This is a genomic window from Sporomusa rhizae (genome assembly GCF_041428845.1).
GTDB classification, from domain to species: Bacteria; Bacillota; Negativicutes; order Sporomusales; family Sporomusaceae; genus Sporomusa; species Sporomusa rhizae.
Genome location: NZ_CP156925.1, coordinates 5,444,301 through 5,466,666, shown reverse-complemented (window position 1 = coordinate 5,466,666; position 22,366 = coordinate 5,444,301). Strand labels below are relative to the sequence as shown.

Sequence of the window (22,366 nt, the reverse complement as noted above, 5' to 3'; positions counted from 1 at the left end):
TTTTGAATAGAAGGATGTTATAAAGCAAAGGTGCTTTAAATGGAGTCGTGAAGAACAGTTTCATTTGAAGCACCTTTTATTAAGGATACAATTAACAGAATAAATATAAACTTTTAAATATTAAATTTTGCCATTAGTTTCCCTATTGGCGCTCCAGCAAGCGTCCCAATAAATATATATAAACTATTAGGAGGACAAGGCAACAATGAATGACAAAAAACAGAAAGCATTTCAGTTTGTAGACGCGCATCGTGACGAAATGGTGTCACTATGGGAAGAGGTTGTTTCGATGGAGAGCGGCCCGCATGAAAAGCAGGGAATAAACAAGGTTGCCGACCGCTTTAAAGAGATATTGGATAAAGAAGGGGCGGCTTCCCGCCTGGTCGAGTTCGAAAAGGCCGGCAGTATGTTGATTGCTGAGATTGGCGAAAGAAAAGCCCAGCCGGGCGTAATCTTCGTGGGGCATATGGATACTGCCTGTCCGGCCGGCGCAATCAAAGAGCGGCCCTTTACCATAAAGGACGGCATTGCTTACGGGCCGGGCGTTCTTGACATGAAAGGCGGTATCGTGTCGGCTATTTATGCCATAAAAGCACTAAAAGCCGCCGGTTATGACTCGCGTTCGCTGAAAGTCCTTCTGGCTGGGGATGAAGAGGTATTGCACGCCCATTCTAATGCGCCTGATATTTTTATTGAGGAAGCAAAGGGCTATGCGGCGGCGTTTAATGTAGAAACAGGTTTTGTCGACAATGGAATTGTTGTCGGCCGCAAGGGTGTCGCCCGGATTATGATGGAAGTAAAAGGTGTCGCCGCCCACGCGGGCAATGATCCGGAAAATGGCCGGAGCGCCATTTTGGACATGGCGCACAAAATTATTGCCGTGCAAAAGTTAACCGACTGGGACAAGGGTATTAGTTTCAATGTTGGGGTAATGCAAGGCGGTACGACCTCCACAGCCGTTCCTGACTATGCCAAAATTTATATTGATGTACGTTATAAGAACCCGGATGATTTGCCGGACATTATTAAACAGATCGAAGACGTAGCCGGCAAAGTCCATGTGGAAGGCACAGCTGCCACGGTTACCTTCATGGACGGCATCAAGCCGATGAAGACGACGGACGAGGTTATGCAGTTATTTGAGATAGTGAAAAAAGCTTATGAAGAAAACGGCTTTGGAACGCCTTATGCCAAGAAGGTGGGCGGCGGCTCCGATTCTGCCTATACTGTTTTGGCGGGAGTGCCAACGGTATGCGCTATGGGCGTAAAAGGCGGCCGTAATCACAGTCCGGAGGAGTATGCCATTGTCGACAGCCTGTTTGAAAGAGCCAAACTGATGGTTGACTGCGTACTTAAGCTGGACAGCCTGTAATTGCCCGATTTGGGTTGATGCCCCTGTGCCTTGGCCAGATTAGACAAAGAGTTACTCTGGTCAAGGCATTAGTGGAGCGACTACTTTGAAAGCGTTAACGAATTTGCGGGGATTTTTTCGTAAGGCGAGGCGGAGGAGGCGCGCATATCGGACATATGTAAGCCGACGACAACGAAGCATTACGGAAAAAGACCCGTGAAGTAATTATGATTTCAGAGTAGACGCTCCACTAGGATACTAGATATTTTAATGATCAGGAGGAGAGCATATGGCAGAGGAAAATCAGGAAAAGTACAAGGTTACCTGGAAAGGTTGGCTATCATTAATCATCTTGCTTATTTCTTTTTCCGGTGTGTTTGCCAAGATGGACGGCCCTTTGCGGGCACTGGATTTTCAGGTGCTTACGGGCGACTTCGGGCAAGTGGCCAAGGGGGTAATCTTTACCGGTAAAGGCGGGACCGGGGCGCGTGATGGTTTCATGTTTGCGTTGACACTGTTTCCGACACTGATGTTTGCGCTGGGCTGTATTCAGGTTGCCGAATCACTTGGCGCTTTGCGGGCGGCCGAAGTTCTATTCCGCCCTATTTTAAAGCCTTTCATGGGGCTGCCGGGGGCTAGCGGCCTGGCCTTTGTCAGCAGTTTAACCAGTTCTGACGTAGCGGCGGTAATGACGAAGGAACTAGTGGAGGACAACAAAATGATGACCGAAGAAGAGCGGGCGATATTTGTTGCCTATCAGTATGCCGGGTCTGCCCCGGTTACCAATACCTTCGGCACCGGCGCAGCCCTCTTGCCTATCAGTGTTTTGCCGGTGGGGATTATTATCGGCCTGATCTTTCTTGTTAAAGTCCTGGGCGCTAATTTGGTCCGTTTCTATATAAAGTGGCTTGCTTCTAAAAACAAGGTAGAGGGGAGCGGAATAAATGTCTAATCAAACTGCCGTCGGCATGGATTTAAAAAAGGCTAAGCCCAGTGTAGTTGAAGAATTTGTGGCGGGGGCCAAAAAAGGATTTTATATTGGCGCGGAAATGATTGCTCCGGCTATGGTTTTGGCGTATGTACTCATTCAGTTTCTGGATATCACCGGGTTAATGAAGAGCGTAGGTCAAATCCTGGAGCCGGTAATGACCGTGTTTGGCCTGCCGGGTGAGGCTGTCTTTGCCCTGGTTGCCGCCTTTTTTGCCAAGGCGGCAGGGTGTGCTACCGCGGCCACCCTGTATTCCAAAGGGGTTATAACGGCTGCCCAGGCGACAATTCTGTTTCCAGCGTGTGTAACCATGGGAACGCTTATCGGTCACTTTGTGCGCATTGTAATTGTTTCCAATGTCGACCGGAAATGGCATTCGCTGCTCATTTGTGTTCCGCTTGTAGACGCCGCTGTTGTTATGGTACTGACCAGAGTGGTTCTAAGTATTATGGGACTGAACTAATAACTTCTATAACAGCAACGAGGGGGCAGAATTGTGGTGCTAAACCGGACAAGCCTGTCCCCTTGACTTTCACGCAATTACGTATTTGATTCCAGACGAGAGGATCGATGAAGAATATGACAAGAAAAATGAAAACAATGGATGGAAACACGGCAGCAGCCTACATCTCTTACGCCTTTACCGATGTAGCGGCGATTTTTCCGATTACGCCGTCGTCCAATATGGCGGAAAGTGTGGATGAATGGGCCGCTCAGGGCAAAAAGAACCTGTTCGGGCAAACGGTTGAGGTTGTGGAAATGCAGTCAGAGGGCGGCGCCGCCGGCGCGGTTCACGGTTCGCTGCAAGCCGGAGCCTTGACTACTACCTATACCGCCTCGCAGGGACTTTTGCTGATGGTTCCCAATATGTATAAAATTGCCGGTGAGTTATTGCCTGGCGTCTTTCATGTCAGTGCCAGAGTAGTTGGCGCCAATGCCATCAATATATTTGGCGACCATTCCGACGTTATGGCTGCCAGGCAGACTGGTTTTGCCATGCTGGCCGAAAGCAGTGTCCAGCAAGTTATGGATTTGGCGGCCGTGGCGCATTTGTCGGCAATCAAAGGCCGGGTGCCGTTTCTCAACTTCTTCGATGGGTTTAGAACCTCCCATGAAGTACAAAAAATTGAAGTTCTGGAATATGATGAACTGGCCAAACTGTTAGACCGGGATGCTGTCGACACCTTTAGAAAACGGGCGCTCAATCCCGATCATCCCTTGACCAAAGGCACTGTGCAGGGGATTGATATTCATTTCCAGCAAAGAGAAGTATCCAACCGTTTCCATCAGGATGTTCCGGCAATCGTCGAAGGCTATATGGCCGAAATAAGCAAATTGACCGGCCGGGAATACCACTTATTCAACTATCACGGTGCGCCTGACGCCGAGCGGATGATTATTGCCATGGGCTCCATGTGCGAAGCTATTGAAGAAGTAGTGGATTATCTCAATGCCCAAGGCGAAAAAGTAGGTTTGCTGACCGTACATCTCTACCGGCCGTTTTCGCTGGAACACTTCTTTAAATACATTCCGGCTACCGTACAAAAAATTGCCGTATTGGACAGAACCAAGGAAATGGGTTCGTTGGCTGAACCGCTGTACCTGGATGTCAAAAGCGCCTTTTACGGCAAGGAGTGGCAGCCGGTTATCGTTGGCGGACGCTGCGGCGTCGGCGGCAAAGATGTAATCCCCAGCCATATCCATGGCGTTTTTGAAAACCTTAAGGCCGACAAGCCCCGAGACAACTTTACTGTCGGCATTATTGACGATGTAAACCATACCTCGCTGCCGTTCGGCGCAGATATTGACACCACCGCCGCCGGCACAAAAGCCTGCAAATTCTGGGGAATTGGCTCAGATGGAACGGTAGGCGCCAATAAAAATGCCATTAAGATTATCGGCGATCACACCGATATGTACGCACAGGCCTATTTTGCCTATGATGCGAAAAAGTCCGGCGGCGTTACCATTTCCCACTTGCGCTTTGGCAAAAAGCCGATAAAATCTCCCTATCTCATTAATAAAGCAGATTTTATTGCCTGCCACAATCAGTCCTACGTGTATAACTACAATGTTCTGGAAGGACTGAAGCCAGGCGGCAGTTTCCTCTTAAACTGTCAGTGGAGTGTAGCCGAACTGGATCAAAATCTGCCGGCGGTGATGAAAAGATACCTTGCCGGCAATAACATACAGATGTACATAATTGATGCTGTAAAGATTGCGCAGGAAATCGGCCTTGGCGGCAGAATTAACATGATCATGCAGGCGGCCTTTTTCAAGATTGCCGGGATTATTCCGGAAGAAGACGCTGTAAACTACCTCAAGGATGCTATTCAAAAGTCCTATGGCAAAAAAGGCGAAAAAGTGGTTGCTATGAATAATGCCGCTGTAGATCAGGGAATAAACGCGATTGTGAAGGTCGCTACGCCTGCTTCCTGGCAAGCGGCGAAGGAATCCGAACCCCATAGTAAAGAAGCGCCGGCATTCATTAAAAATATCCTCATCCCGATGAACCGGCAGGAAGGCGACAAATTACCGGTTAGCGCCTTTATTGGTTTGGAAGACGGTTCCTATCCGATGGGAACTTCCGCCTATGAAAAGCGGGGCATTGCCATTGACGTGCCAGAGTGGCAGGCGGATGCCTGCATTCAGTGCAATCAGTGCGCGTATGTCTGTCCGCATGCCGCGATCAGGCCGGTATTACTTTCCGAGGAAGAACAGCAGCAGGCTCCCGCCGACTTTACTGTAAAACCCTGCAATGGACAGAAACACCTGTATTTTGCGATGGCGGTTTCCCCGTATGACTGCACTGGCTGCGGCAATTGCGCCCAAATTTGTCCGGCGAAAGAAAAAGCATTGGTAATGAAAGCGCTGGCAACCCAATTGCAGCAAGCGCCGCTTTGGGATCATGCGCTGACAATTGCGCCGAAAGCTAATCCGTTAAATCTCTTCACAGTAAAAGGCAGCCAGTTTGAACAGCCGCTGTTAGAATTCTCCGGGGCTTGCGCCGGCTGCGGTGAAACGCCGTACGCCAAGCTGGTGACCCAGCTCTTCGGCGACCGGATGATGGTGGCCAATGCCACAGGCTGTTCCTCGGTTTGGGCCGACAGCGTCCCGTCAATGCCCTATACCACTAACCATCGGGGGCATGGACCGGCGTGGGGCAACTCCTTGTTTGAAGACAATGCGGAATATGGCTTAGGCATGATGATGGCTGGCAAGCAACTGAGAAACCAAGTCGCGCTGGCCATCGAAGAGGCCGCGAAACTGGAGTTGGGAGAAGAATTCCGCGCCGCTTGTGAAACCTGGCTGGCCAATAAAGACAAGGGCGAAGGCAGCAGAGAACGGGCGGATAAACTGATTGCACTGTTAGAACAAGTAAAGGGCAAAGATGTCCTGCTTAATGAAATCTATAACAACAAAGACTTCCTGGTTAAACGCTCACAATGGATTTTTGGAGGTGATGGCTGGGCTTATGACATTGGCTTCGGCGGCCTCGATCATGTGCTGGCGTCCGGTGAAGACGTCAATGTGCTGGTATTTGACACCGAAGTATATTCCAATACCGGCGGACAGTCTTCCAAAGCCACCCCAACCGCTGCTATTGCTAAATTCGCTGCCAGCGGTAAAAAGACCAAGAAGAAAGATCTGGGCATGATAGCCATGAGTTATGGCTACGTCTATGTAGCGCAAATTGCCATGGGGGCAGATAAGAACCAAACCCTCAAGGCCATTGCCGAGGCGGAGGCGTATCCGGGCCCGTCCCTGATTATCGCCTATGCTCCCTGTATCAACCACGGGATGAAAGTAGGCATGGGCTGCAGTCAGCTCGAAGCCAAGCGTGCAGTGGACAGCGGCTATTGGGCGATGTACCGTTATAACCCGGAGATAAAAGAAGCAGGCAGCAATCCGTTCACCCTGGACTCCAAGGAACCGACCATGGACTTTAAAGAATTCCTCATGGGTGAAGTGCGTTATTCGGCCCTGAAACAGCAATACCCCGATTTGGCTGGGGAGTTGTTTGCCAAAACCGAACAGGATGCCAAAGAAAAATTGGCAAAATATAAAACGTTAGCCAAGCAATAAGGTGCAGTAATCCGCAAAGGCAAGCGGAAAATAGGAGGAATTACTCTATGAAAAGTGTTGTTAATACCGACCAGGCGCCGGCGGCGATTGGTCCGTACTCGCAAGCGATAAAAGCAGGCGGCTTCCTGTTTGTTTCCGGTCAGATCCCTGTTGATCCTGCCACGGGAGCAGTAGTGTCCGGCGGCGTGGCAGCCCAGACCAAACAGGTTTTAGAGAATATCACAGCAATTTTAAAGAGCCAAAACCTGACTCTTGAGAATGTCGTTAAGACAAGCGTATTCCTTGCCGACATGAATGATTTTCAAACCGTAAATCAAGTATATGGGGAATATTTCTCGCAGGCTGCTCCGGCCAGGGGCTGTGTCCAGGTAGCCCGGCTGCCTAAAGACGTTTCAGTTGAGATTGAAGCTATTGCTTATCTATAATTTAAAAAATCATGATATTGATAATAATTTTATAAGCTAAGCAGGGTATTCTTACCCTGGGTACAGGGAAGAAGCGGGGCAGCTCGCGGTCTTCCCTGTAAGCCTATCCGGCATAATCAAACGGGCATTATGCTGGCGGCTCTTAGCGGAGGAGGATAGCAGTGGATAAAGCTATTGCCGATAAGATAGTTGATTTTATTTTTCAGGAAACAGAACTAAGTGCGGTTATCTGTAACCATGAAGGGATCATTGTGGCCGCCAAGGATGCTGCAAGAGTGGGTAAAGCTCACAGTGGCTCGCAAAAGGTACTTACCGAGAGAATCGAGCATCGCATTGTAACTGCTGAGGATGAGCAGCGGTCGGGCGGGACTGCTAAAATGGGCGTTCATCTGCCTATTATCTATAAAAACGAGTGGGTTGGCAGCTTCGGTATAGGCGGAGACCCTATTTATTCCAAACCTATCGCCAAGATTGCCACAGGTCTTTTCCGCTGGGAACTGCAGGCAGCGGAAAATAAGGCAATGCTGCTTGAACAGGCGCAGCAGGTTACCGATTCGATTACCACCATCGCCGCCACGATTGAGGAATTGAACGCTTCCCAGGAGGACCTGGCTGCTACCATGCAGGATGTAGCGAATTTATCTGATCGTGTGTCGGTTAATGTCAATAATACCGATACGGTTATATCAACCATTCAGCAAATCGCCAGTCAGACAAATCTGCTCGGCCTTAATGCCGCTATTGAGGCCGCCAGAGTGGGTGAGCAAGGCCGGGGGTTCGCTGTCGTAGCTGAAGAGGTCCGTAAACTTTCCGATCAGAGTCATCATTCCGCAAAAGATATTCAGGTCACCCTTCAGGAGCTAAAGTCATCGATGGAACTGGTTATTAATCATTCCCAGCAAACGGCGGGTATTACCAAAGAACAAGCCAAGGCGACTGAATCGATTACCGAGCGGGTGATCACATTAAAGCATGTCGGGGAAAAATTGCTTTCCATGGCGAAAGAGGAGGAGGCTGGAGGAATACATGCATAGTCAGAAGGAACAAGCCTGCCAATTTATTGATGAACACCGGGAGGAAATGCTGGCGTTATGGCAGGAGCTTGTCAATATGGAAAGTGGATCACAGAATAAGCCGGGGATTGATGCGGTTGCAGGCCGGATTCAGCAAGTGCTGGCAAGCCAAGGGGCAGTTACCCGGATCATTGAGATGGAGCAGGCCGGCAATATGTTAATCGGTGAGATAGGCGCCGATAGAAAAGAACCGAAAGTGTTGTTCCTTGGCCATATGGATACCGTTTTTCCCGCGGGGACAGTTGCCAACCGGCCATTTACCATTCGTGAGGGTGTCGCTTACGGGCCGGGAGTCCTCGATATGAAGGGCGGAATTGTGGCTGCATTGTACGCCATGAAGGCACTGCAGGCAGCCCGGTACAACGCGCGCCCGCTGAAGATGATTCTGGCCGGTGATGAAGAGGTAGCCCACGTGAAATCCAATGCGGCTGACGCTTTTTTAACAGAAGCACGGGGGGCGGCGGCTGCGTTTAACTGTGAAACAGGGTTTACCGATGATGCCATCGTTGTCGGGCGAAAGGGAACAGCGATGTTTGAGCTGAAAGTAAAAGGCGTTGCCGTGCATGCCGGCAACGAGCCGGAAAACGGGCGGAGCGCTATTCTGGAGGTAGCTCATAAAGTAATTGATATTCAGAATCTGACAAACTGGGAGACCGGTACAACCTTTAACGTAGGCGTGATTGAAGGGGGAACGGTGCCGAATGCAGTGCCGGGGCAGGCGAAAATCGTCGTGGATGTCCGGTATCTTGAGCCGGCGTTATTGCCCGAAATTATCCGGCAAATAGAGGAAGTAGCCGCTAAAACATATGTCCGGGGAACCACTACCACGGTTGCAGAGATTCCTGGTATCGCTCCGATGAAAAGAACGCCCGGCGGCGATGAACTTTTTGCCATCGTCAAGCAGACCTATGCGGAAATGGAGCTGGGGACCCCCTATGCAAAACTGGTTGGCGGTGGTTCGGATTCGTCTTACAGCGTAATGGCCGGTGTACCCACGGTCTGTGCCATGGGCGTTAAAGGCGGCAGAAATCATAGCCCGGAGGAGTTTGCCATTGTGGAAAGCCTGTTTGAGCGGGCCAAACTACTGGCCGCCTGTATAATCAATTTGGCGGCAAAATAAAAACTAACCTATATCTTCTGTCGAAAGCATTAGTTAAGGCCTACTGATTAAACAGTAGGCCTTTTACATATCGTGGAAGGGAAATGAAACTGCATGGAGAAAGGGAATGCTGGCCGAGTAGATGCTCGGACGGGTAGAAAATTGGAGGAAATTAAAATCCATAAGGAGAATAACACTGTTATCATGTCAAAAAAAGGAGAATTTTTGATATGAAACGATTGTCATTTGTTTCACCAGAGCATCTTCAACTATGCTGTTATTTTTACTTTAGCGCACCCTGCAGAATATACTGCGTATAAGAAAAAAAGTTTTTATTTCGATGGCGAAATCCATAAGATTGATTTTAACCCATCAGTCGATTGATAGAGAGCGATAATTGAAGATGGAGAAGGTATATGCCTTTATGAAATTGAGAAAAAGTCGCAACTTTACAGAACCGGCTAGGATTCTGTTTAGGGTAATTCGAATATCTGCCGAAAGAGTGTGATTGATTTGTCTTCACGAGTATTTTTAGGAGCATGTATTATATGCATTGGTTTGTTTTTGTTACGACCTTGCTATGCTGCTTCAACGCAGCAGCCTCCGCCAGAGTTTCAGGAAAGTGTAAAAAAAAGCAAAGCAGAATACGAGGAGCGTGTGAAAAAAAGCCAGGCGGAATTCGACGCTAACGTTGCTAAGATGCGGGCTGATACAGCTAAAGAACGCCAAAAAATGAAAAGTGATTTCTACATCTGGGCGGTATTTGTGGGAATACTCGGTGTATCGGGCGGTCTTCTTAGATTTTATCAAAGACGCAAGAGGCATAGAGGGAAAGAACGAATTTCTAACGAACAGGCTATTTTAGATGCCGGAGAAGAGGGAGAAAAACAGACTGCATTTCATCTTTCTTTTCTACCAAAAGGGTACACGGTATTACATAATGTAATTGTACACTCAGAGGGGTTGAGCGCGGAAAATGACCATGTTGTTATTGGTTCATCGGGCATAATTCTTGTTGAAACTAAGAATTATGGAGGCACAATTTACGTTCGCCCCAATGGTTGGGTTCGGGAGAAGTTTGGTAACAAGCAGGGATGTGACAGTCCAATTGCACAGTCTGAACGGCATAAAATCGTTTTGGAAAGCTTTTTAACAAAAAGAGGATGGAGGCAAGTTCCAATTTATCTTGTTGTTGCTATTTCTAATTCGCAGGCAATTATTGAAGGTGAAGACCCTCGGTGTCCTGTGATGAAGTCTGAGAGTTTGCCTCATTGGATAAGAAGTCTGCCATCAACAATTTCAGAAGAGCAAGCAAATGATTTACGGAATCTATTTATTTCATTAGAAAGGACTGCGGTTAATTAAAAAAAGCTAAAGCTTTCTTATAGAAGCAAATAAGGTTTGTACAATTCCAGTATTACATTCTATACCCCCGGGGATGGATATTTATATGTTGATGTTATACCATTAAATCCTGCTCTACAAAGCAAATCGTATAAATTTCAATTACCCGAAGACGCACAGTACTTTAATGGGAAATGTTATGAAAATGTACTGATTGGTGAAATCGGTCTATATCAATAGTAGATAACAAAATGGACTCGCTTTTGCGGGTCTTTTTTTGTTACTGGTGGTACTTGTACTAGTTCATGTTTTTCTATCATTTAAGCTGGGGGCAGGGGTTATGATATACCTGATCGGATTGCAGGTAAACAGATTTACCTATTTTGTGATGACGGTAAGTGGTTTATAGAGCAGTAATTATAGTATAATTGATATCATCTTTTCTTAGGAGGAATTAGGAAGTACATGTCAAATGACCAAGGAAAAACACAGGAAGTTACCAGAAACGTGTGGAAAGAAAAAATTCCGTTATTTATTGCTATTACTACCTTAGTTTTGGCAGCATGCGCAACTTTAGCTTCATTTAAAGCTGCGGGATATGGTAACAAAATGGTTCTCGCTCAGAATCAGGCATCCGATCAATGGGCATTCTATCAGGCTAAAAGTATGAAAGAAACTAGTTATGAGCTAGCCAAAGATTCAATGGTTTTAACTTTGGATAAAGCCAGTAATACATCAGTTGTATCAGAAAAAATTGCTAAATACAACGAAGAAATTGCAAGATATAGAAACGAAAAGAATGAAATAGCAAATCAAGCCAAGATACTTGAGAATGAGCGTGACGTCGCTCGCAATTTTAATTTATTGTTTGGCAGATCATTAATTTTTCTTCAAATCGGAATTTTGTTATCATCGTTGGCCACGGTTAACAAGAATTATATTTACTGGTACATAGGTGCAGCAACAGGCTTAATTGGAGTGGCTATATTTTTGTACGCGTTGACACTATAGTAAATACACAATCCATAGCATTCTGCCTGACTCTTGGAATATAAAATGCTATAATCAAGGGATTGTGAGAGAAATCAAACCTCCGTAAAAAAATACGGAGGTTTGATGTTTTTTTGATTGCGGTAAAGTTGTGTCCAAAGTAGGGCTAAAATTCTTCTTCCTCTTCTTCTTCTTCGTCAAAGTCTGAGAACCCGAATGGGAAGAATCCGAATGGGATAAAGCGGCGTCTGCCAAAGCCGCCAAACCTCCCGAATCCGCCAAACCTCCTAAAGCCGCCGAAACTTCTAAAGCCGCCAAAGCGAGGTGGGTCACCCATTTCCATGCCACATCTTGGGCAACCGTGATGCCGGCGACAATCAAATTCATGGCCGCAGTGGGAACAGACCTTCATAATCTCATAACAGCAATTTTCATACACCCTATATCGAGTGGTAAAAGTTCCTACACACCTTCTATTACAACACTTAGGCATGCAGGTCGAACGATAGTTATGGCCACAGCATCCCATATTTATCCCTCCAAAATTAGATTTGTTATATCTTATGTTTGATAGATTCAATATGTTATGTAATATCGAAAATAAAAATAGCAACCCTCCTATAATATTCAATTTCAGCCTACATAGGAGGTCCTTTTCTTTCAGGGAAGTGCACATCAGTTCTGGTGGCGATTTTACTTATTCGTAAACATTATTGTAGCGTCTATGCAACAATCAGCGTCTTCAGCTACTGATGTTGAGAAGATTGCAGATAATGGCACTCCCTACCGGGCGACATAGCGACCCGGTGTATACATTTAAGAGTATCCGAACAGTATCAGGCCTGAATAAAAGAAAACTTTCATGATTGGCAAGCCGGAATTATAATTGGCTAATTTATATTGGAGCAGAATGAAAAAGATGGGTCTTTTATCAGATCCATCTTTTTTATCATCATTAGTTTCAGTTCGAAATAGCACCTTTTTATAAATAGATTAAAAAATTATTAGCGTAATTCTAGAACCGACGGCGCCGGAAAAAGAAGAACGGAAAGAAGAATGGAAAGAAGGGGAAAAATCCAAAGCGTGGGAAAAATCCAAATCTTCGTCTCCCAAATCCGTCAGGATCAAAGGGAGGATCGTCGTTAGGATCGTCCATTGAACCCATATCAGCCGGGGCACCACACCTTGGACATTCATCTCGTTGATCCTCATACTCGCCTCCGCAGTAAGCGCATACTCTACGTATGTCGTATCCGCAGTCGCAGTTTTCGTAAACTCTGTATCTCATCGAATAAGTTCCAACACATCTCTGCCCGGATGTTGGCATAGGTTCACAAGTTGGCATACACTCATCAATTGGCATACAATCATAGAACTTTTTTGGTTTACAGTGATCCACAATATACCCCTCCAATAACTTTTAGGTATTTCTATATATTTTATGCACGCTTATGTCGAGATGTTAAGTGAATTTAAGATTGGGAGCACAATAAAAAAACGGGTCATTTATCTGACCCATTTTTTTTATCCATCATTAGTTCAATTAGTGGCTTTGCCATAAGCTGAAAAGTAGGCATAGGATAATAGTTGATTGCTGATTTGCTATCATATGAAAGTTGAATCTGGTTGCACAGGACAAGTATCCAGCGAGATATCATCATAGCAATGGGAATACTGTAAGGAATTTGTTGGAGATCGGTAATGGTAGCTGAGTGGATAGTATTGGATGGTAAATAAAACACTATTAACGGTTTATATAAGACACCTGTGTGGGGAGGTAACGGCAGATGCCGGACTTAGATATAGTACCTTTTAAGGATCGATGCCAATTTTGCCGGAAGAGAAGAGTTACCAAGCAGTGTGATTTCCCGAAGGGGACGGGAGCTGCTTGTAGTGCTAAAGCTTGTGACGAATGTGCAGTTAGCTTAGGCAACGAAATTGATTTATGTCCCAAATGTGTGGAAATGGTGGTGAAAATGCAAAAAAAGCTATAATGAGTAATTAAAAAAATCATCGCGATTTGATAACTGAAGCATTGAATAAAGCCCGAATTTAAAGGAAATATGTATATTTTTGAAGAAATATAACAAATAGATAAATTTGTTACGTATTACATATCTTCCCTAAAAATAGGATACCGGAGCGTTGTTTTAATGACTTTTGCGCTAGATAGCTTACTGGGGGTGATTAGCAATGCGTGTGTTGGTAGTAGATGATTCTAAATTCAGCCGTGAGTTGATTATATCTTATTTTCATAAAATTGGCATACAGGAGATAGACGAAGCTGCCGATGGGCTTGAGGCAATAAGCAAAATTAAAATGCTGCCGCCGGAAGCCTGTTACGATGTTATTACCCTTGATGTAGTTATGCCGCGAAAAACCGGCATCCAAGCCTTAAAAGATATTAAAAATTTAGCTCCTGAATCAAAAATCATTGTTTGCAGCTCGCTGCATGATTTGCATACCGTCAACCTCACGATGGGATTTGGGGTAGATGGCTATGTTGTTAAACCATTTACCAGAGAAAAGTTGTTAAGTGCACTCTGGAATACGCTGAAATTTGAGGGCTAAATTTTAACTGTATAATAATGTAATGCTATGTCCACCCTAACCCCAAGGAGTGATTGGATATGATGGGCTATGGTTATGGTGGATTTTTTCCGTTTGGCATGCTTTTTGTAATTGGATACGCTATTGTTGTCATCTACGCGTTAGCGCAACTGAATGGTATAAATAAGGCGCTGCAGCGGGTTGCCGCTGCACTTGAAAAGAAGGCAAACGGTGAGTGAAGAAAGCGGCACGAAAGTTGACTTTTTATCCTGTTTTCCAAAATAAGTAGCTAGACAAGTACTACAAAACAATATATAATGAATTTCGTCGGTTTAGGCAGCCAGGATGTTGACAAGCTTGGTTATACTGGGTATAATAGAGCAGTATCTGGTGAACAGCGATTAGTGGTAATTACCAGTTGCTTTATCGGCTTAAATGATATATAATGACATTCTGTGAGAGCACCTGGAGAGATGTCCGAGTGGTTGAAGGAGCACGCCTGGAAAGCGTGTGTATTCGAAAGGGTACCGAGGGTTCGAATCCCTCTCTCTCCGCCATAAAAATTTGAGCCGGTTACGGCTTTTTGTTTTCTAGGCCGGGCTATAGCAGTGCCGGGTCTTACGCAATAGGAACTCGTGAATCGCGTCAGGTCCGGAAGGAAGCAGCGCTAAGTGATCATTCTTATGTGCCGTAAGGGCGCCTGGTATTGCTGTGGTCCGTCGTGGAAAACAAAGGCCGAAGCCTTTAATTGATAATAATATAGATCTATTTATTGAAGTAGCCATAATAGAGGCTGCTTTTTTGCTATATGCGCGAAACTTGAACAAACTGGAGGGGAGATATCCTTATCTCGGATTAATGTAAATTATTTTCTCGAAAAAGGGAAATATTTTAGTGTTGTTGAATATATCAAAGTTGTGGAGAGGCTTAGTTAATTAACTATAACTAGTAAAGAATGAGTTTGGTAGGATAAGGAGGCGGGAGTATGGCCTATGTAGCATTATACCGGCAATGGCGGCCGCAGGATTTTGATAATCTTGTTGGTCAGGAACATATTAGTATTACATTGAAAAACGCAATAGCTACAGGCAAAATTGCCCACGCTTATCTGTTCTCCGGACCTCGCGGCACAGGAAAAACCAGTACGGCTAAAATATTGGCTAAAGCGCTCAACTGTGAGCAGGGACCTAAAGCCAATCCTTGTAATCGCTGCTCTAATTGTGATAAAATAACTGCCGGCACATCCATGGATGTGTTTGAGGTCGACGCTGCTTCCAACCGTGGTATTGACGAAATCCGGGATTTACGTGAGACTGTCAAATTTGCTCCTGTAGACGGACGATACAAGGTGTATATAATTGACGAAGTGCATATGCTGACAACAGAAGCCTTCAACGCATTGCTAAAGACCTTGGAGGAACCACCTGCCCATGTGGTATTTGTGTTGGCAACTACCGAACCGCATAAAATCCCGGCTACGATTCACTCCCGCTGTCAGCGGTATGATTTTAGGCGAATTGGCGTAAAAGAAATCGAACAGCGGTTGGCCACGGTAATTGAAAAGACAGGTATTCAAATTGCTCCAGAAGCTTTGCGGATGGTTGCCGTTCAGGCAGATGGCGGTATGCGGGATGCACTCAGTATTTTAGATCAGTGCGCTACCCTTGATAGCGGCGGGGTAATAACAGCCCAGCATGTTCGTCAGCTTTTAGGTTTAATCGGACACGAATGGGTTTGGCAGCTTACCGACGCTGTGGCTGAACGCAATGCCCATGACTTGTTGTTAAAACTGGATGAACTCATTAGTCTGGGCAAAGATGTTCGCCAGCTGCTTCTTGAATTAGCGCTGCACGCGCGCAGTTTGATGTTGTATAAAGCAGCTCCTGACATAGATAATATTGAAGTATACAGTGATGATAAAGCGATATTGGCTGCTCAAAGTGCCAAGTTCAGCCATCAGGAACTGGTAACCATGCTTGAAACGCTTCACAGTGCGGCCAATGAAGCCAAATGGGCAGCAGAACCGCGTATAGCTGTGGAAATGGCATTGATTACACTTTGCCGCCGCGCGGCAGGAAACGATATTGATGCATTGGCGGCCAGGGTTGCCGAGCTTGAGGCCAAACTGGCAAGTGGTCCGGTTCTGGTTGCTGCCAGTGCACCCCAGACAATAGCCCCGCGCCCGCAACCGCAGGCACCACCAGTTAGGCCGCAGGCTCCGGTTCCGCCCACGGCCAGATCGCCACAACTGCAGCAACAACAGCCGGCGGCTCCGCCAGTCCAGATGGAGTCTGCCAGCGGCAGCAGTGGTAATTTAAATGAGATATGGGCCGCTGTTTTAAAAGAACTTTTGACAAATGGTAAACGCTCAGTACATGCCTGCGTTATGCAAGGACAATTAACAGGTCTTACCGATACTCAGGCTATGGTGCGTTTTACGGCCACTTTTCCTAAGGAACGCACTGAAAAAGATGATTACCGGGCTATTGTTGAAAAAACCTTAGCACAGATTACCGGTCATGAGGTAAGACTTACTTGTTCATTAGGGCTTGATACGCCACCTTCCAAACCTGTTGCTGCTCAGCCGCCGGCAACTGCGGCGGTTGCTTCGCCGAGTGCGGTGACAGCAGAGCATGATCCTGGTATGGATGATCCTGTTGTGAAGCAGGCGCAAATGCTGTTTGGTGGTAAAGTAATTAAGATAGACGAAAAAAAGCTTTAGGAGGATGACAACATGTTTGGAAATATGGGAAACATGGCGGGTATGATGAAAAAGGTGCAAAAGCTTCAGGGCGATATGGCGAAACTTCAAGAAGAGCTTAAGGCCCGCACGCTCGAGGTATCTACCGGAGGCGGAGCAGTAAAAGTCGTTGTTAATGGCGAGAAAAAGATTCAATCGATAAAAATTGCACCTACCGCTGTTGATCCGGAAGACGTAGAAATGTTAGAAGATTTAGTGACGGCAGCTGTAAACGAAGCTATGAGTAAGGTAGACGATATGATGGCCCAGGAAATGGGCAAGCTTACCGGCGGCCTTAACCTGCCGCCCGGAATGTTTTAATCTATGAGTTATATTGCGCCGATTGCCAGGCTCATTGAACATTTTCGCCGCCTGCCCGGCATTGGCCCGAAATCGGCAGCCCGTCTTGCCTATCATGTGCTCAAAATGGATAAAGCACAGGCGCAGGCTTTGGCAGAAGCCATTGTTAATGCCAAAGAACGGGTGGGTTATTGCTCGGTGTGTTTTGATTTAACCGATACCGATCCGTGTCAGACTTGCCGTTCCGAAGGCCGTGATAAGACTGTCGTCTGTGTTGTAGAAGACCCCAAAGACGTTACCGCTATGGAACGCACCCGCGAGTTTAAAGGTTTATATCATGTGTTGCATGGTGCTCTGTCTCCGCTGGAGGGGATTGGGCCGGATGACATTAAGATAAAAGAGCTTCTTGCCCGGGTTGGTCAGGGAGTTCAGGAAGTTATCATGGCTACCAATCCTAATGTCGAAGGCGAAGCAACAGCGATGTATATTGCCAAACTGTTAAAACCACTCGGGGTTAAAGTAACGCGTATTGCTCATGGGCTGCCGGTAGGTGGTGATTTGGAATACGCGGATGAGGTCACCTTGTCCAAGGCTTTAGAAAACCGGCGAGAAATGTAGCATGTTTTATCCTGCCTGTTTATGGGAATACTCTAGACAGGGGGAGATGTGCATGAAGACTGTATTAATGAATTTTGCCTACGGATTAGTGCCGCAAGAGTTGCCTGTACCTAAATATCAGCCTTTACCGGAACAGATTGAACAGGCTAGGCAAGAATGGCTTAATGCTCAAAACTACTACAATAATGTATCAGACGTTGATTTGATTGATTATGCCGCCTATATGATTAAGGCCGCCGAAAAAAAGTATACATACCTACTCAAACGTGCACGTCGCGAAGGCATTCATTATTCGCCTTTCAGTTAGTTCGCAAAATACCGGATTTTTGTCCGGTATTTTTTCATTTTTTTGGACTGGCCAACATATATTGTGATAAGTATGATGTTGGAGGGATTCAAAATGTTCGCATGGCGGAGATTGCTGGGACTGGGGGATAACGAACAGTCCAGTGGAAAAAAACTTGTCAATTTAGTAGAAGTCGCCGATCAGGCACGACGTGACTGGTTATATGCTCAGTATTATTATAAAACAGTAACAGATCCTGATTTAATCGAATATGCCACATACCTGATTAAAGCCTATGAACGCAAGTATATTTATCTGATTAAAAGGGCAAGGCAAGAGGGGATTAGGTATCCGAATTGCGTTAGCCTGTCAGAAATTATCGAAACGAAAACTGTACGCGGGCCATTTTAATGTGGTAGAATTAAGAAAAGTAATGAGAGGGGGCTAAAGAATGCCGATTTTTCCAGGCTTAGAATTAAACGTAATCATTGCCTATGCTTTTGGGATTATTTTAATTTATCTTATCGGCCGCATGTTTTTTATGCCTATTAAGCTGGTATTTAAGCTGATATATAATGGTTTGATGGGTGGAGTGATGCTGTGGGCGGTTAATTTTGTTGGTGCGTATGTGGGTTTTAACATTGGCATAAACCCGATTACAGCATTGATTGCCGGATTTTTGGGATTGCCGGGAGTTATTTTGCTGATTTTGTTTAAAATATTTATAAACTGACAAAAGACTTGGCAGAGGCCAAGTCTTTTTAATTAGTGCTGAGCAAGCAGTAGGACAAGGAGTGTCGAACGTGGAGAGTGTAAAAGAGCCACAGCAGTCTGAGCCAATTATTGAAGCTTACGTGGGGGAATACGCCAGCGGCAAAAGTGAAAATGCCGTAAACAGAGCCATTTATTTACGAAAACAAGGTTTGCCGGTAACCATTGCCGACTTGGACACAGTAGAACCGTGCTATACGTTGCGTCCCATCAAAAGAGAGCTGGAGGATTTGGGAATTGATGTAATAGCGTGGGAAACTCGCGATACTACCGGGCTTGGTGAAGCGGGCAATGTTATTAAAGCTTCTATGCGATGGGTACTTAGGCGTAAAGGTAATATTATTATGGATGTCGGTTATGGTGTGCACGGTGCCAAAATTTTTAATCTGGTAGAAGGCGCTTTTGAGAATCCGTACCTTAAGATTATTGCTGTTATTAATATGTCGCGTCCATTTACTTCGACCGTGGATAATATTTTGGAATATGTCAATACCTTAGGGCGGGTTGATGCAATGCTTAATAATACGCATATGGCTGAGGAAACTACTGTTGAACTTGTACAACGTGGTGCCGAAGGAGTAACCACGGCAGCCAAGCGCCTCGGTGTACCTGTTGTCGCCACTTCGGCGGTTGCTGACATTGCCAAGCAGATTGGGCCGGTCGACTGTATGGGGAATCCGGTATGGAAATTAGAAAGAATTATGCCGCGGACCTTCTGGTAGCAACGAAAACTGCTCGTCTCGTAAAAGGCGGAGTTTCGTAGGGGTAATAGTAGAAAAGGATGCTGGGTGGGTTTCCAAATGATCTTCAGGATATCGTAAGAAAATTTTTGTTCTTGCTGCTTCGGTTAGTGAGAAAGAGAGTGCCCTGCTGCAACTATACTTCAGCAGGGCCTAGCTATGTGACGAGGTATATTACTTGCCAGGCAGGCTACACCGGAATACGCGGCTGTCAGCCCCGAAGTGCCGAAATGAGCAATTTGCCAAGAAGGAGTTTGCTGGTGAGCGGTAAATAGTACTATAACTAATACGCATTATAGAAAGGATGAAGGCTTTGGACTATAAATTCCTTTTAGAAGCAATCTTAACTCATTTGGATGAGGGAATTTTAGTAGTGGATAAACACGCAAATGTTACTTTTTATAATGAACCGGCAACCAATATAGCGGGGATAACTCAGGAAAAGGCCATCGGCAAAAATATACTGGATATTTTTCCTGACCTGACACCGGAAAGCAGTACGTTTTACCAGGTGCTCAAGCACAAAGAACCAATCATTGACTATGTACAGACCTATATGAATTATCAGGGGCGAAAAGTATCTACACTGACGTCCACTATACCGCTGATTAAACAAGACGAAATTGTTGGCGCCCTTGAAATCTATCGCGATTTAACCCAGGTCAAGGAGTTATCGGAAAAAGTATTAAACTTGCAATCTGAACTGTTTAAGAAAAAAAATAATGAAAAAACATATAAAGCCAATGGGATTAGCTATTGCTTCGAGGATATTATTGGTGAAACCCCGGTGATGAGAAAACTAAAGGAACGGGCAAGAAAAATAGTTGATAGCAAATCACCGGTACTGGTTTATGGTGAAACAGGTACAGGGAAAGAACTCGTGGTGCAAGCGATTCACGGTGCAAGCAAAGCCCGAGGGAACAAGCCGTTTATTGCGCAGAACTGTGCGGCACTACCGAATGCTCTTCTTGACAGTATCTTGTTTGGTACTACCTCGGGGAGCTTTACGGGTGCTAAAGATAAACCGGGTTTGTTTGAACTTGCCGACGGTGGCACACTGTTCCTGGATGAAGTCAATTCCATGGATATGAAGCTGCAGGGGAAATTGCTGCGTGTTCTGCAGGATGGTGTTGTCCGGAGAGTTGGCGGGCTCAACACAACTCGTGTTGACGTGCGAATAATTGCCAGTACGAATGAGCCGCCAGCCAAAATCGTTGAGCAAAAAATCATGCGAAATGATTTATATTACCGGTTAAATGTAATTTCGCTTTGCATGCCCGCCTTGCGCGAGAGAAGAGAAGATATTGGATTATTGACTAACTTTTTTATAAACTTATATAACGGTACAGTGAATAAAAAGGTGAAAGGCATATCACCTGAAGCATTGCAAGTATTTGAGGCATACCATTGGCCCGGGAACATCCGGGAGCTGCGCTGCGCCATCGAAAGTATTATGAACTTTATTGATAGTCAACAGATAGAGCTTGCGGATATTCCTCCGCACATCGCTAATTGTGCGGAGACTTCGGACGTGAGACAAGAGGTGTCGGAAGAAGAGCTTAGTGATGTGTGCCTAGCGGATAAACTCAACGAGTATGAGAAGAAGTTGATTCAAAATGCTATACTGCGGGCCGGCGGCAATGGAGCCAAGGCGGCAAGAATGCTTAACATTCCACGGCAAACGCTGCATAACAAAATAAAAAAGCACCATATTGATTGGGAAATCATCGTTAGTCCCAAAAAGCATAATTAAAAGACTAAGTTAAAACGTCCCAAAAATGAGACGACGTCAAAAAAAGTTACGTCTCATTTTTGGGACGTTTTTGTAGTTTTCGGAAATATAACAATCTTTCTGCTAAGGTCATGTACCAAAAAGGGCAGGAAAACAGTGGGCTGGTAGCACGATTTCTAATTTTCTAAAAACGGTTGGCGAGAGAATTGCTATATATAAGGTCACAAGGCAAAAATTGAATCATCGAAGGAGGTAACACAGCTTCTCAGTCCATGCTTATTAGAAGAAAACACGGTTTGCCCTTACCCTGTTTTTACGAAAGATAAACTATCTGTGGGGTAAAAACCAGCTGATTGGCGGTGATGTTTTGACTGTAGGAACAGTATTCAATATGCAAAAGTACTCAATCCATGATGGTCCAGGTATACGCACTACAATTTTTTTTAAGGGCTGTCCGTTGTCCTGTCAATGGTGCCATAACCCGGAGAGCTTGGTTCCAAAAACTGAAATAGTTTTTCTGGAAAACAAATGTATCGGTTGCCGGGAGTGCGTAAAGGCCTGTCCCGCTAGTGCAATTACTTTTTCCGAGCAAGGGTTTTGCCGGGATAAAGAAAAGTGTACTCTCTGCGAAAAATGTGTCGACATGTGTCCGACCGGAGCTATGGAAAAGCTCGGCAGCAAGAAAACGGTTGCCGAGGTAATCAAGGAGATCGAGAAGGACAGTATCTTTTATGAAGAATCCGGAGGCGGAGTTACATTTTCCGGCGGCGAGGCTCTGATGCAGCCAGCGTTTCTTAAAAATCTGCTTACTTCCTGTAAAGAAAAACGAATTCATACTGCTTTGGATACTTCAGGGTATGCTTCGTGGGAATCTCTTGCAAGTATAGCCGATCTGGTAGACCTGTTTTTATATGACATCAAATTGATGAATGAGGAAAAACACAAAAAATACACCGGTGTTTCTAACATCCCGATACATGAGAATCTGAAAAAACTGGCAGCCAGAAACAGCAAGATCTGGATTCGCATACCACTAATACCCGGGATAAATGATGATGAACAGAACATCGAGCAAACAGGCGCTTTTATTGCTGCGCTAAATCTGCGGGATGTCTCCCTGCTGCCATATCACAATATTGCAATGGATAAATACACTAGGCTGGATAGAACATACAGGCTGCAGGATATTCGGCCTCTTTCCAATACACAAGCAAACGCCATTGCTCAAAGGTTAAAAGCCTTTGGCTTAAATGTAAAAGTTGGAGGATGATGA

23 protein-coding genes and 1 tRNA gene are annotated in these 22,366 nt (G+C 45.5%); 22 read left to right on the top strand and 2 right to left on the bottom strand.

The genetic code is table 11. From position 1 onward, the window contains the following. The first annotated feature begins 205 nt into the window (after positions 1-205). The 9 genes from SRRS_RS25535 to SRRS_RS25495 all read left to right on the top strand — a co-directional run bounded on the left by SRRS_RS25535 (position 206) and on the right by SRRS_RS25495 (position 11,377). Entirely contained in the window at positions 206-1,372 is a 1,167-nt protein-coding gene (locus SRRS_RS25535; RefSeq protein WP_371364403.1) for a M20 family metallopeptidase, read from the top strand. A gap of 268 nt (positions 1,373-1,640) precedes the next feature. After that, complete coding sequence (locus SRRS_RS25530; protein ID WP_371364400.1) at positions 1,641-2,303, top strand: nucleoside recognition domain-containing protein; 663 nt, start codon at positions 1,641-1,643, stop codon at positions 2,301-2,303. Further along, positions 2,296-2,802 carry a nucleoside recognition domain-containing protein gene (locus SRRS_RS25525; RefSeq protein WP_371364398.1) on the top strand — a complete coding sequence of 169 codons (507 nt, stop codon included), beginning with the start codon at positions 2,296-2,298 and terminating at the stop codon, positions 2,800-2,802. The genes SRRS_RS25530 and SRRS_RS25525 overlap by 8 nt, the downstream gene beginning before the upstream one ends. Before the next feature lie 116 nt (positions 2,803-2,918). Then, positions 2,919-6,425 carry a pyruvate:ferredoxin (flavodoxin) oxidoreductase gene (nifJ, locus tag SRRS_RS25520; protein ID WP_371369926.1) on the top strand — a complete coding sequence of 1,169 codons (3,507 nt, stop codon included), beginning with the start codon at positions 2,919-2,921 and terminating at the stop codon, positions 6,423-6,425. A 47-nt stretch (positions 6,426-6,472) separates the two neighbouring features. Then, positions 6,473-6,850 (top strand): RidA family protein, encoded by a 378-nt coding sequence (locus SRRS_RS25515; protein ID WP_371364397.1) that lies wholly within the window; start codon positions 6,473-6,475, stop codon positions 6,848-6,850. A 161-nt stretch (positions 6,851-7,011) separates the two neighbouring features. Continuing rightward, on the top strand, positions 7,012-7,884 hold the full coding sequence (locus SRRS_RS25510) for a methyl-accepting chemotaxis protein (protein WP_371364396.1): 873 nt from the start codon (positions 7,012-7,014) through the stop codon (positions 7,882-7,884). Further along, positions 7,877-9,043, top strand: a complete 1,167-nt coding sequence (locus tag SRRS_RS25505; protein WP_371364394.1) for a M20 family metallopeptidase — start codon at positions 7,877-7,879, stop codon at positions 9,041-9,043. Before SRRS_RS25510 ends, SRRS_RS25505 begins: the two co-directional genes overlap by 8 nt. Before the next feature lie 492 nt (positions 9,044-9,535). Continuing rightward, positions 9,536-10,387 carry a nuclease-related domain-containing protein gene (locus SRRS_RS25500; RefSeq protein WP_371364392.1) on the top strand — a complete coding sequence of 284 codons (852 nt, stop codon included), beginning with the start codon at positions 9,536-9,538 and terminating at the stop codon, positions 10,385-10,387. A gap of 444 nt (positions 10,388-10,831) precedes the next feature. Next, on the top strand, positions 10,832-11,377 hold the full coding sequence (locus SRRS_RS25495; protein ID WP_371364391.1) for a DUF4337 domain-containing protein: 546 nt from the start codon (positions 10,832-10,834) through the stop codon (positions 11,375-11,377). 145 nt (positions 11,378-11,522) lie between these two features. Here the strand turns inward: SRRS_RS25495 and SRRS_RS25490 are convergent, their stop codons facing one another. Both SRRS_RS25490 and SRRS_RS25485 read right to left on the bottom strand, forming a co-directional pair. Further along, a complete protein-coding gene (locus SRRS_RS25490) occupies positions 11,523-11,693 on the bottom strand; it encodes a hypothetical protein (protein ID WP_371364389.1) in 171 nt (56 codons plus the stop codon). 656 nt (positions 11,694-12,349) lie between these two features. Further along, the gene (locus SRRS_RS25485) at positions 12,350-12,568 is read right to left on the bottom strand and encodes a hypothetical protein (RefSeq protein WP_371364387.1); all 219 of its coding nucleotides are present in this window, start codon (positions 12,566-12,568) and stop codon (positions 12,350-12,352) included. Between the two features lie 575 nt (positions 12,569-13,143). On the opposite strand from SRRS_RS25485, the gene SRRS_RS25480 reads away from it, so the two are divergent. From SRRS_RS25480 to SRRS_RS25420, 13 genes are all read left to right on the top strand, one after another. Continuing rightward, entirely contained in the window at positions 13,144-13,350 is a 207-nt protein-coding gene (locus SRRS_RS25480) for a hypothetical protein (RefSeq protein ID WP_371364385.1), read from the top strand. A 199-nt stretch (positions 13,351-13,549) separates the two neighbouring features. Further along, positions 13,550-13,927 carry a response regulator gene (locus SRRS_RS25475; protein WP_371364383.1) on the top strand — a complete coding sequence of 126 codons (378 nt, stop codon included), beginning with the start codon at positions 13,550-13,552 and terminating at the stop codon, positions 13,925-13,927. 59 nt (positions 13,928-13,986) lie between these two features. Continuing rightward, positions 13,987-14,145, top strand: a complete 159-nt coding sequence (locus tag SRRS_RS25470; protein ID WP_371364381.1) for a hypothetical protein — start codon at positions 13,987-13,989, stop codon at positions 14,143-14,145. A gap of 228 nt (positions 14,146-14,373) precedes the next feature. After that, positions 14,374-14,463, top strand: a tRNA-Ser gene (locus SRRS_RS25465). Between the two features lie 428 nt (positions 14,464-14,891). Further along, positions 14,892-16,628 carry a DNA polymerase III subunit gamma/tau gene (gene dnaX / locus SRRS_RS25460; RefSeq protein WP_371364379.1) on the top strand — a complete coding sequence of 579 codons (1,737 nt, stop codon included), beginning with the start codon at positions 14,892-14,894 and terminating at the stop codon, positions 16,626-16,628. A 12-nt stretch (positions 16,629-16,640) separates the two neighbouring features. Further along, complete coding sequence (locus tag SRRS_RS25455; protein ID WP_371364377.1) at positions 16,641-16,967, top strand: YbaB/EbfC family nucleoid-associated protein; 327 nt, start codon at positions 16,641-16,643, stop codon at positions 16,965-16,967. A 3-nt stretch (positions 16,968-16,970) separates the two neighbouring features. After that, complete coding sequence (gene recR / locus SRRS_RS25450; RefSeq protein WP_371364375.1) at positions 16,971-17,564, top strand: recombination mediator RecR; 594 nt, start codon at positions 16,971-16,973, stop codon at positions 17,562-17,564. 52 nt (positions 17,565-17,616) lie between these two features. Then, entirely contained in the window at positions 17,617-17,871 is a 255-nt protein-coding gene (locus SRRS_RS25445) for a DUF2508 family protein (RefSeq protein ID WP_371364373.1), read from the top strand. A 93-nt stretch (positions 17,872-17,964) separates the two neighbouring features. Beyond that, entirely contained in the window at positions 17,965-18,261 is a 297-nt protein-coding gene (locus SRRS_RS25440; RefSeq protein WP_371364371.1) for a DUF2508 family protein, read from the top strand. A gap of 40 nt (positions 18,262-18,301) precedes the next feature. Further along, positions 18,302-18,583, top strand: coding sequence for a pro-sigmaK processing inhibitor BofA family protein (locus SRRS_RS25435; RefSeq protein WP_371364369.1), 282 nt, complete (start codon positions 18,302-18,304; stop codon positions 18,581-18,583). A 70-nt stretch (positions 18,584-18,653) separates the two neighbouring features. Beyond that, positions 18,654-19,343, top strand: a complete 690-nt coding sequence (locus tag SRRS_RS25430) for a hypothetical protein (protein ID WP_371364368.1) — start codon at positions 18,654-18,656, stop codon at positions 19,341-19,343. A gap of 331 nt (positions 19,344-19,674) precedes the next feature. Beyond that, entirely contained in the window at positions 19,675-21,114 is a 1,440-nt protein-coding gene (locus SRRS_RS25425; protein ID WP_371364366.1) for a sigma-54 interaction domain-containing protein, read from the top strand. 346 nt (positions 21,115-21,460) lie between these two features. Then, a complete protein-coding gene (locus SRRS_RS25420; protein ID WP_371364364.1) occupies positions 21,461-22,363 on the top strand; it encodes a trans-4-hydroxy-L-proline dehydratase activase in 903 nt (300 codons plus the stop codon). Positions 22,364-22,366: the final 3 nt, after the last annotated feature.

Bases quoted from the DNA above. Each gene is read 5' to 3' on its own strand.
- SRRS_RS25535 (WP_371364403.1), top strand. From the start codon at position 206: ATGAATGACAAAAAACAGAAAGCATTTCAGTTTGTAGACGCGCATCGT.
- SRRS_RS25530 (WP_371364400.1), top strand. From the start codon at position 1,641: ATGGCAGAGGAAAATCAGGAAAAGTACAAGGTTACCTGGAAAGGTTGG.
- SRRS_RS25525 (WP_371364398.1), top strand. From the start codon at position 2,296: ATGTCTAATCAAACTGCCGTCGGCATGGATTTAAAAAAGGCTAAGCCC.
- nifJ (WP_371369926.1), top strand. From the start codon at position 2,919: ATGACAAGAAAAATGAAAACAATGGATGGAAACACGGCAGCAGCCTAC.
- SRRS_RS25515 (WP_371364397.1), top strand. From the start codon at position 6,473: ATGAAAAGTGTTGTTAATACCGACCAGGCGCCGGCGGCGATTGGTCCG.
- SRRS_RS25505 (WP_371364394.1), top strand. From the start codon at position 7,877: ATGCATAGTCAGAAGGAACAAGCCTGCCAATTTATTGATGAACACCGG.
- SRRS_RS25495 (WP_371364391.1), top strand. From the start codon at position 10,832: ATGTCAAATGACCAAGGAAAAACACAGGAAGTTACCAGAAACGTGTGG.
- SRRS_RS25490 (WP_371364389.1), bottom strand. From the start codon at position 11,693: ATGGGTGACCCACCTCGCTTTGGCGGCTTTAGAAGTTTCGGCGGCTTT.
- SRRS_RS25485 (WP_371364387.1), bottom strand. From the start codon at position 12,568: ATGAGGATCAACGAGATGAATGTCCAAGGTGTGGTGCCCCGGCTGATA.
- SRRS_RS25480 (WP_371364385.1), top strand. From the start codon at position 13,144: ATGCCGGACTTAGATATAGTACCTTTTAAGGATCGATGCCAATTTTGC.
- SRRS_RS25475 (WP_371364383.1), top strand. From the start codon at position 13,550: ATGCGTGTGTTGGTAGTAGATGATTCTAAATTCAGCCGTGAGTTGATT.
- SRRS_RS25470 (WP_371364381.1), top strand. From the start codon at position 13,987: ATGATGGGCTATGGTTATGGTGGATTTTTTCCGTTTGGCATGCTTTTT.
- dnaX (WP_371364379.1), top strand. From the start codon at position 14,892: ATGGCCTATGTAGCATTATACCGGCAATGGCGGCCGCAGGATTTTGAT.
- SRRS_RS25455 (WP_371364377.1), top strand. From the start codon at position 16,641: ATGTTTGGAAATATGGGAAACATGGCGGGTATGATGAAAAAGGTGCAA.
- recR (WP_371364375.1), top strand. From the start codon at position 16,971: ATGAGTTATATTGCGCCGATTGCCAGGCTCATTGAACATTTTCGCCGC.
- SRRS_RS25445 (WP_371364373.1), top strand. From the start codon at position 17,617: ATGAAGACTGTATTAATGAATTTTGCCTACGGATTAGTGCCGCAAGAG.
- SRRS_RS25440 (WP_371364371.1), top strand. From the start codon at position 17,965: ATGTTCGCATGGCGGAGATTGCTGGGACTGGGGGATAACGAACAGTCC.
- SRRS_RS25435 (WP_371364369.1), top strand. From the start codon at position 18,302: ATGCCGATTTTTCCAGGCTTAGAATTAAACGTAATCATTGCCTATGCT.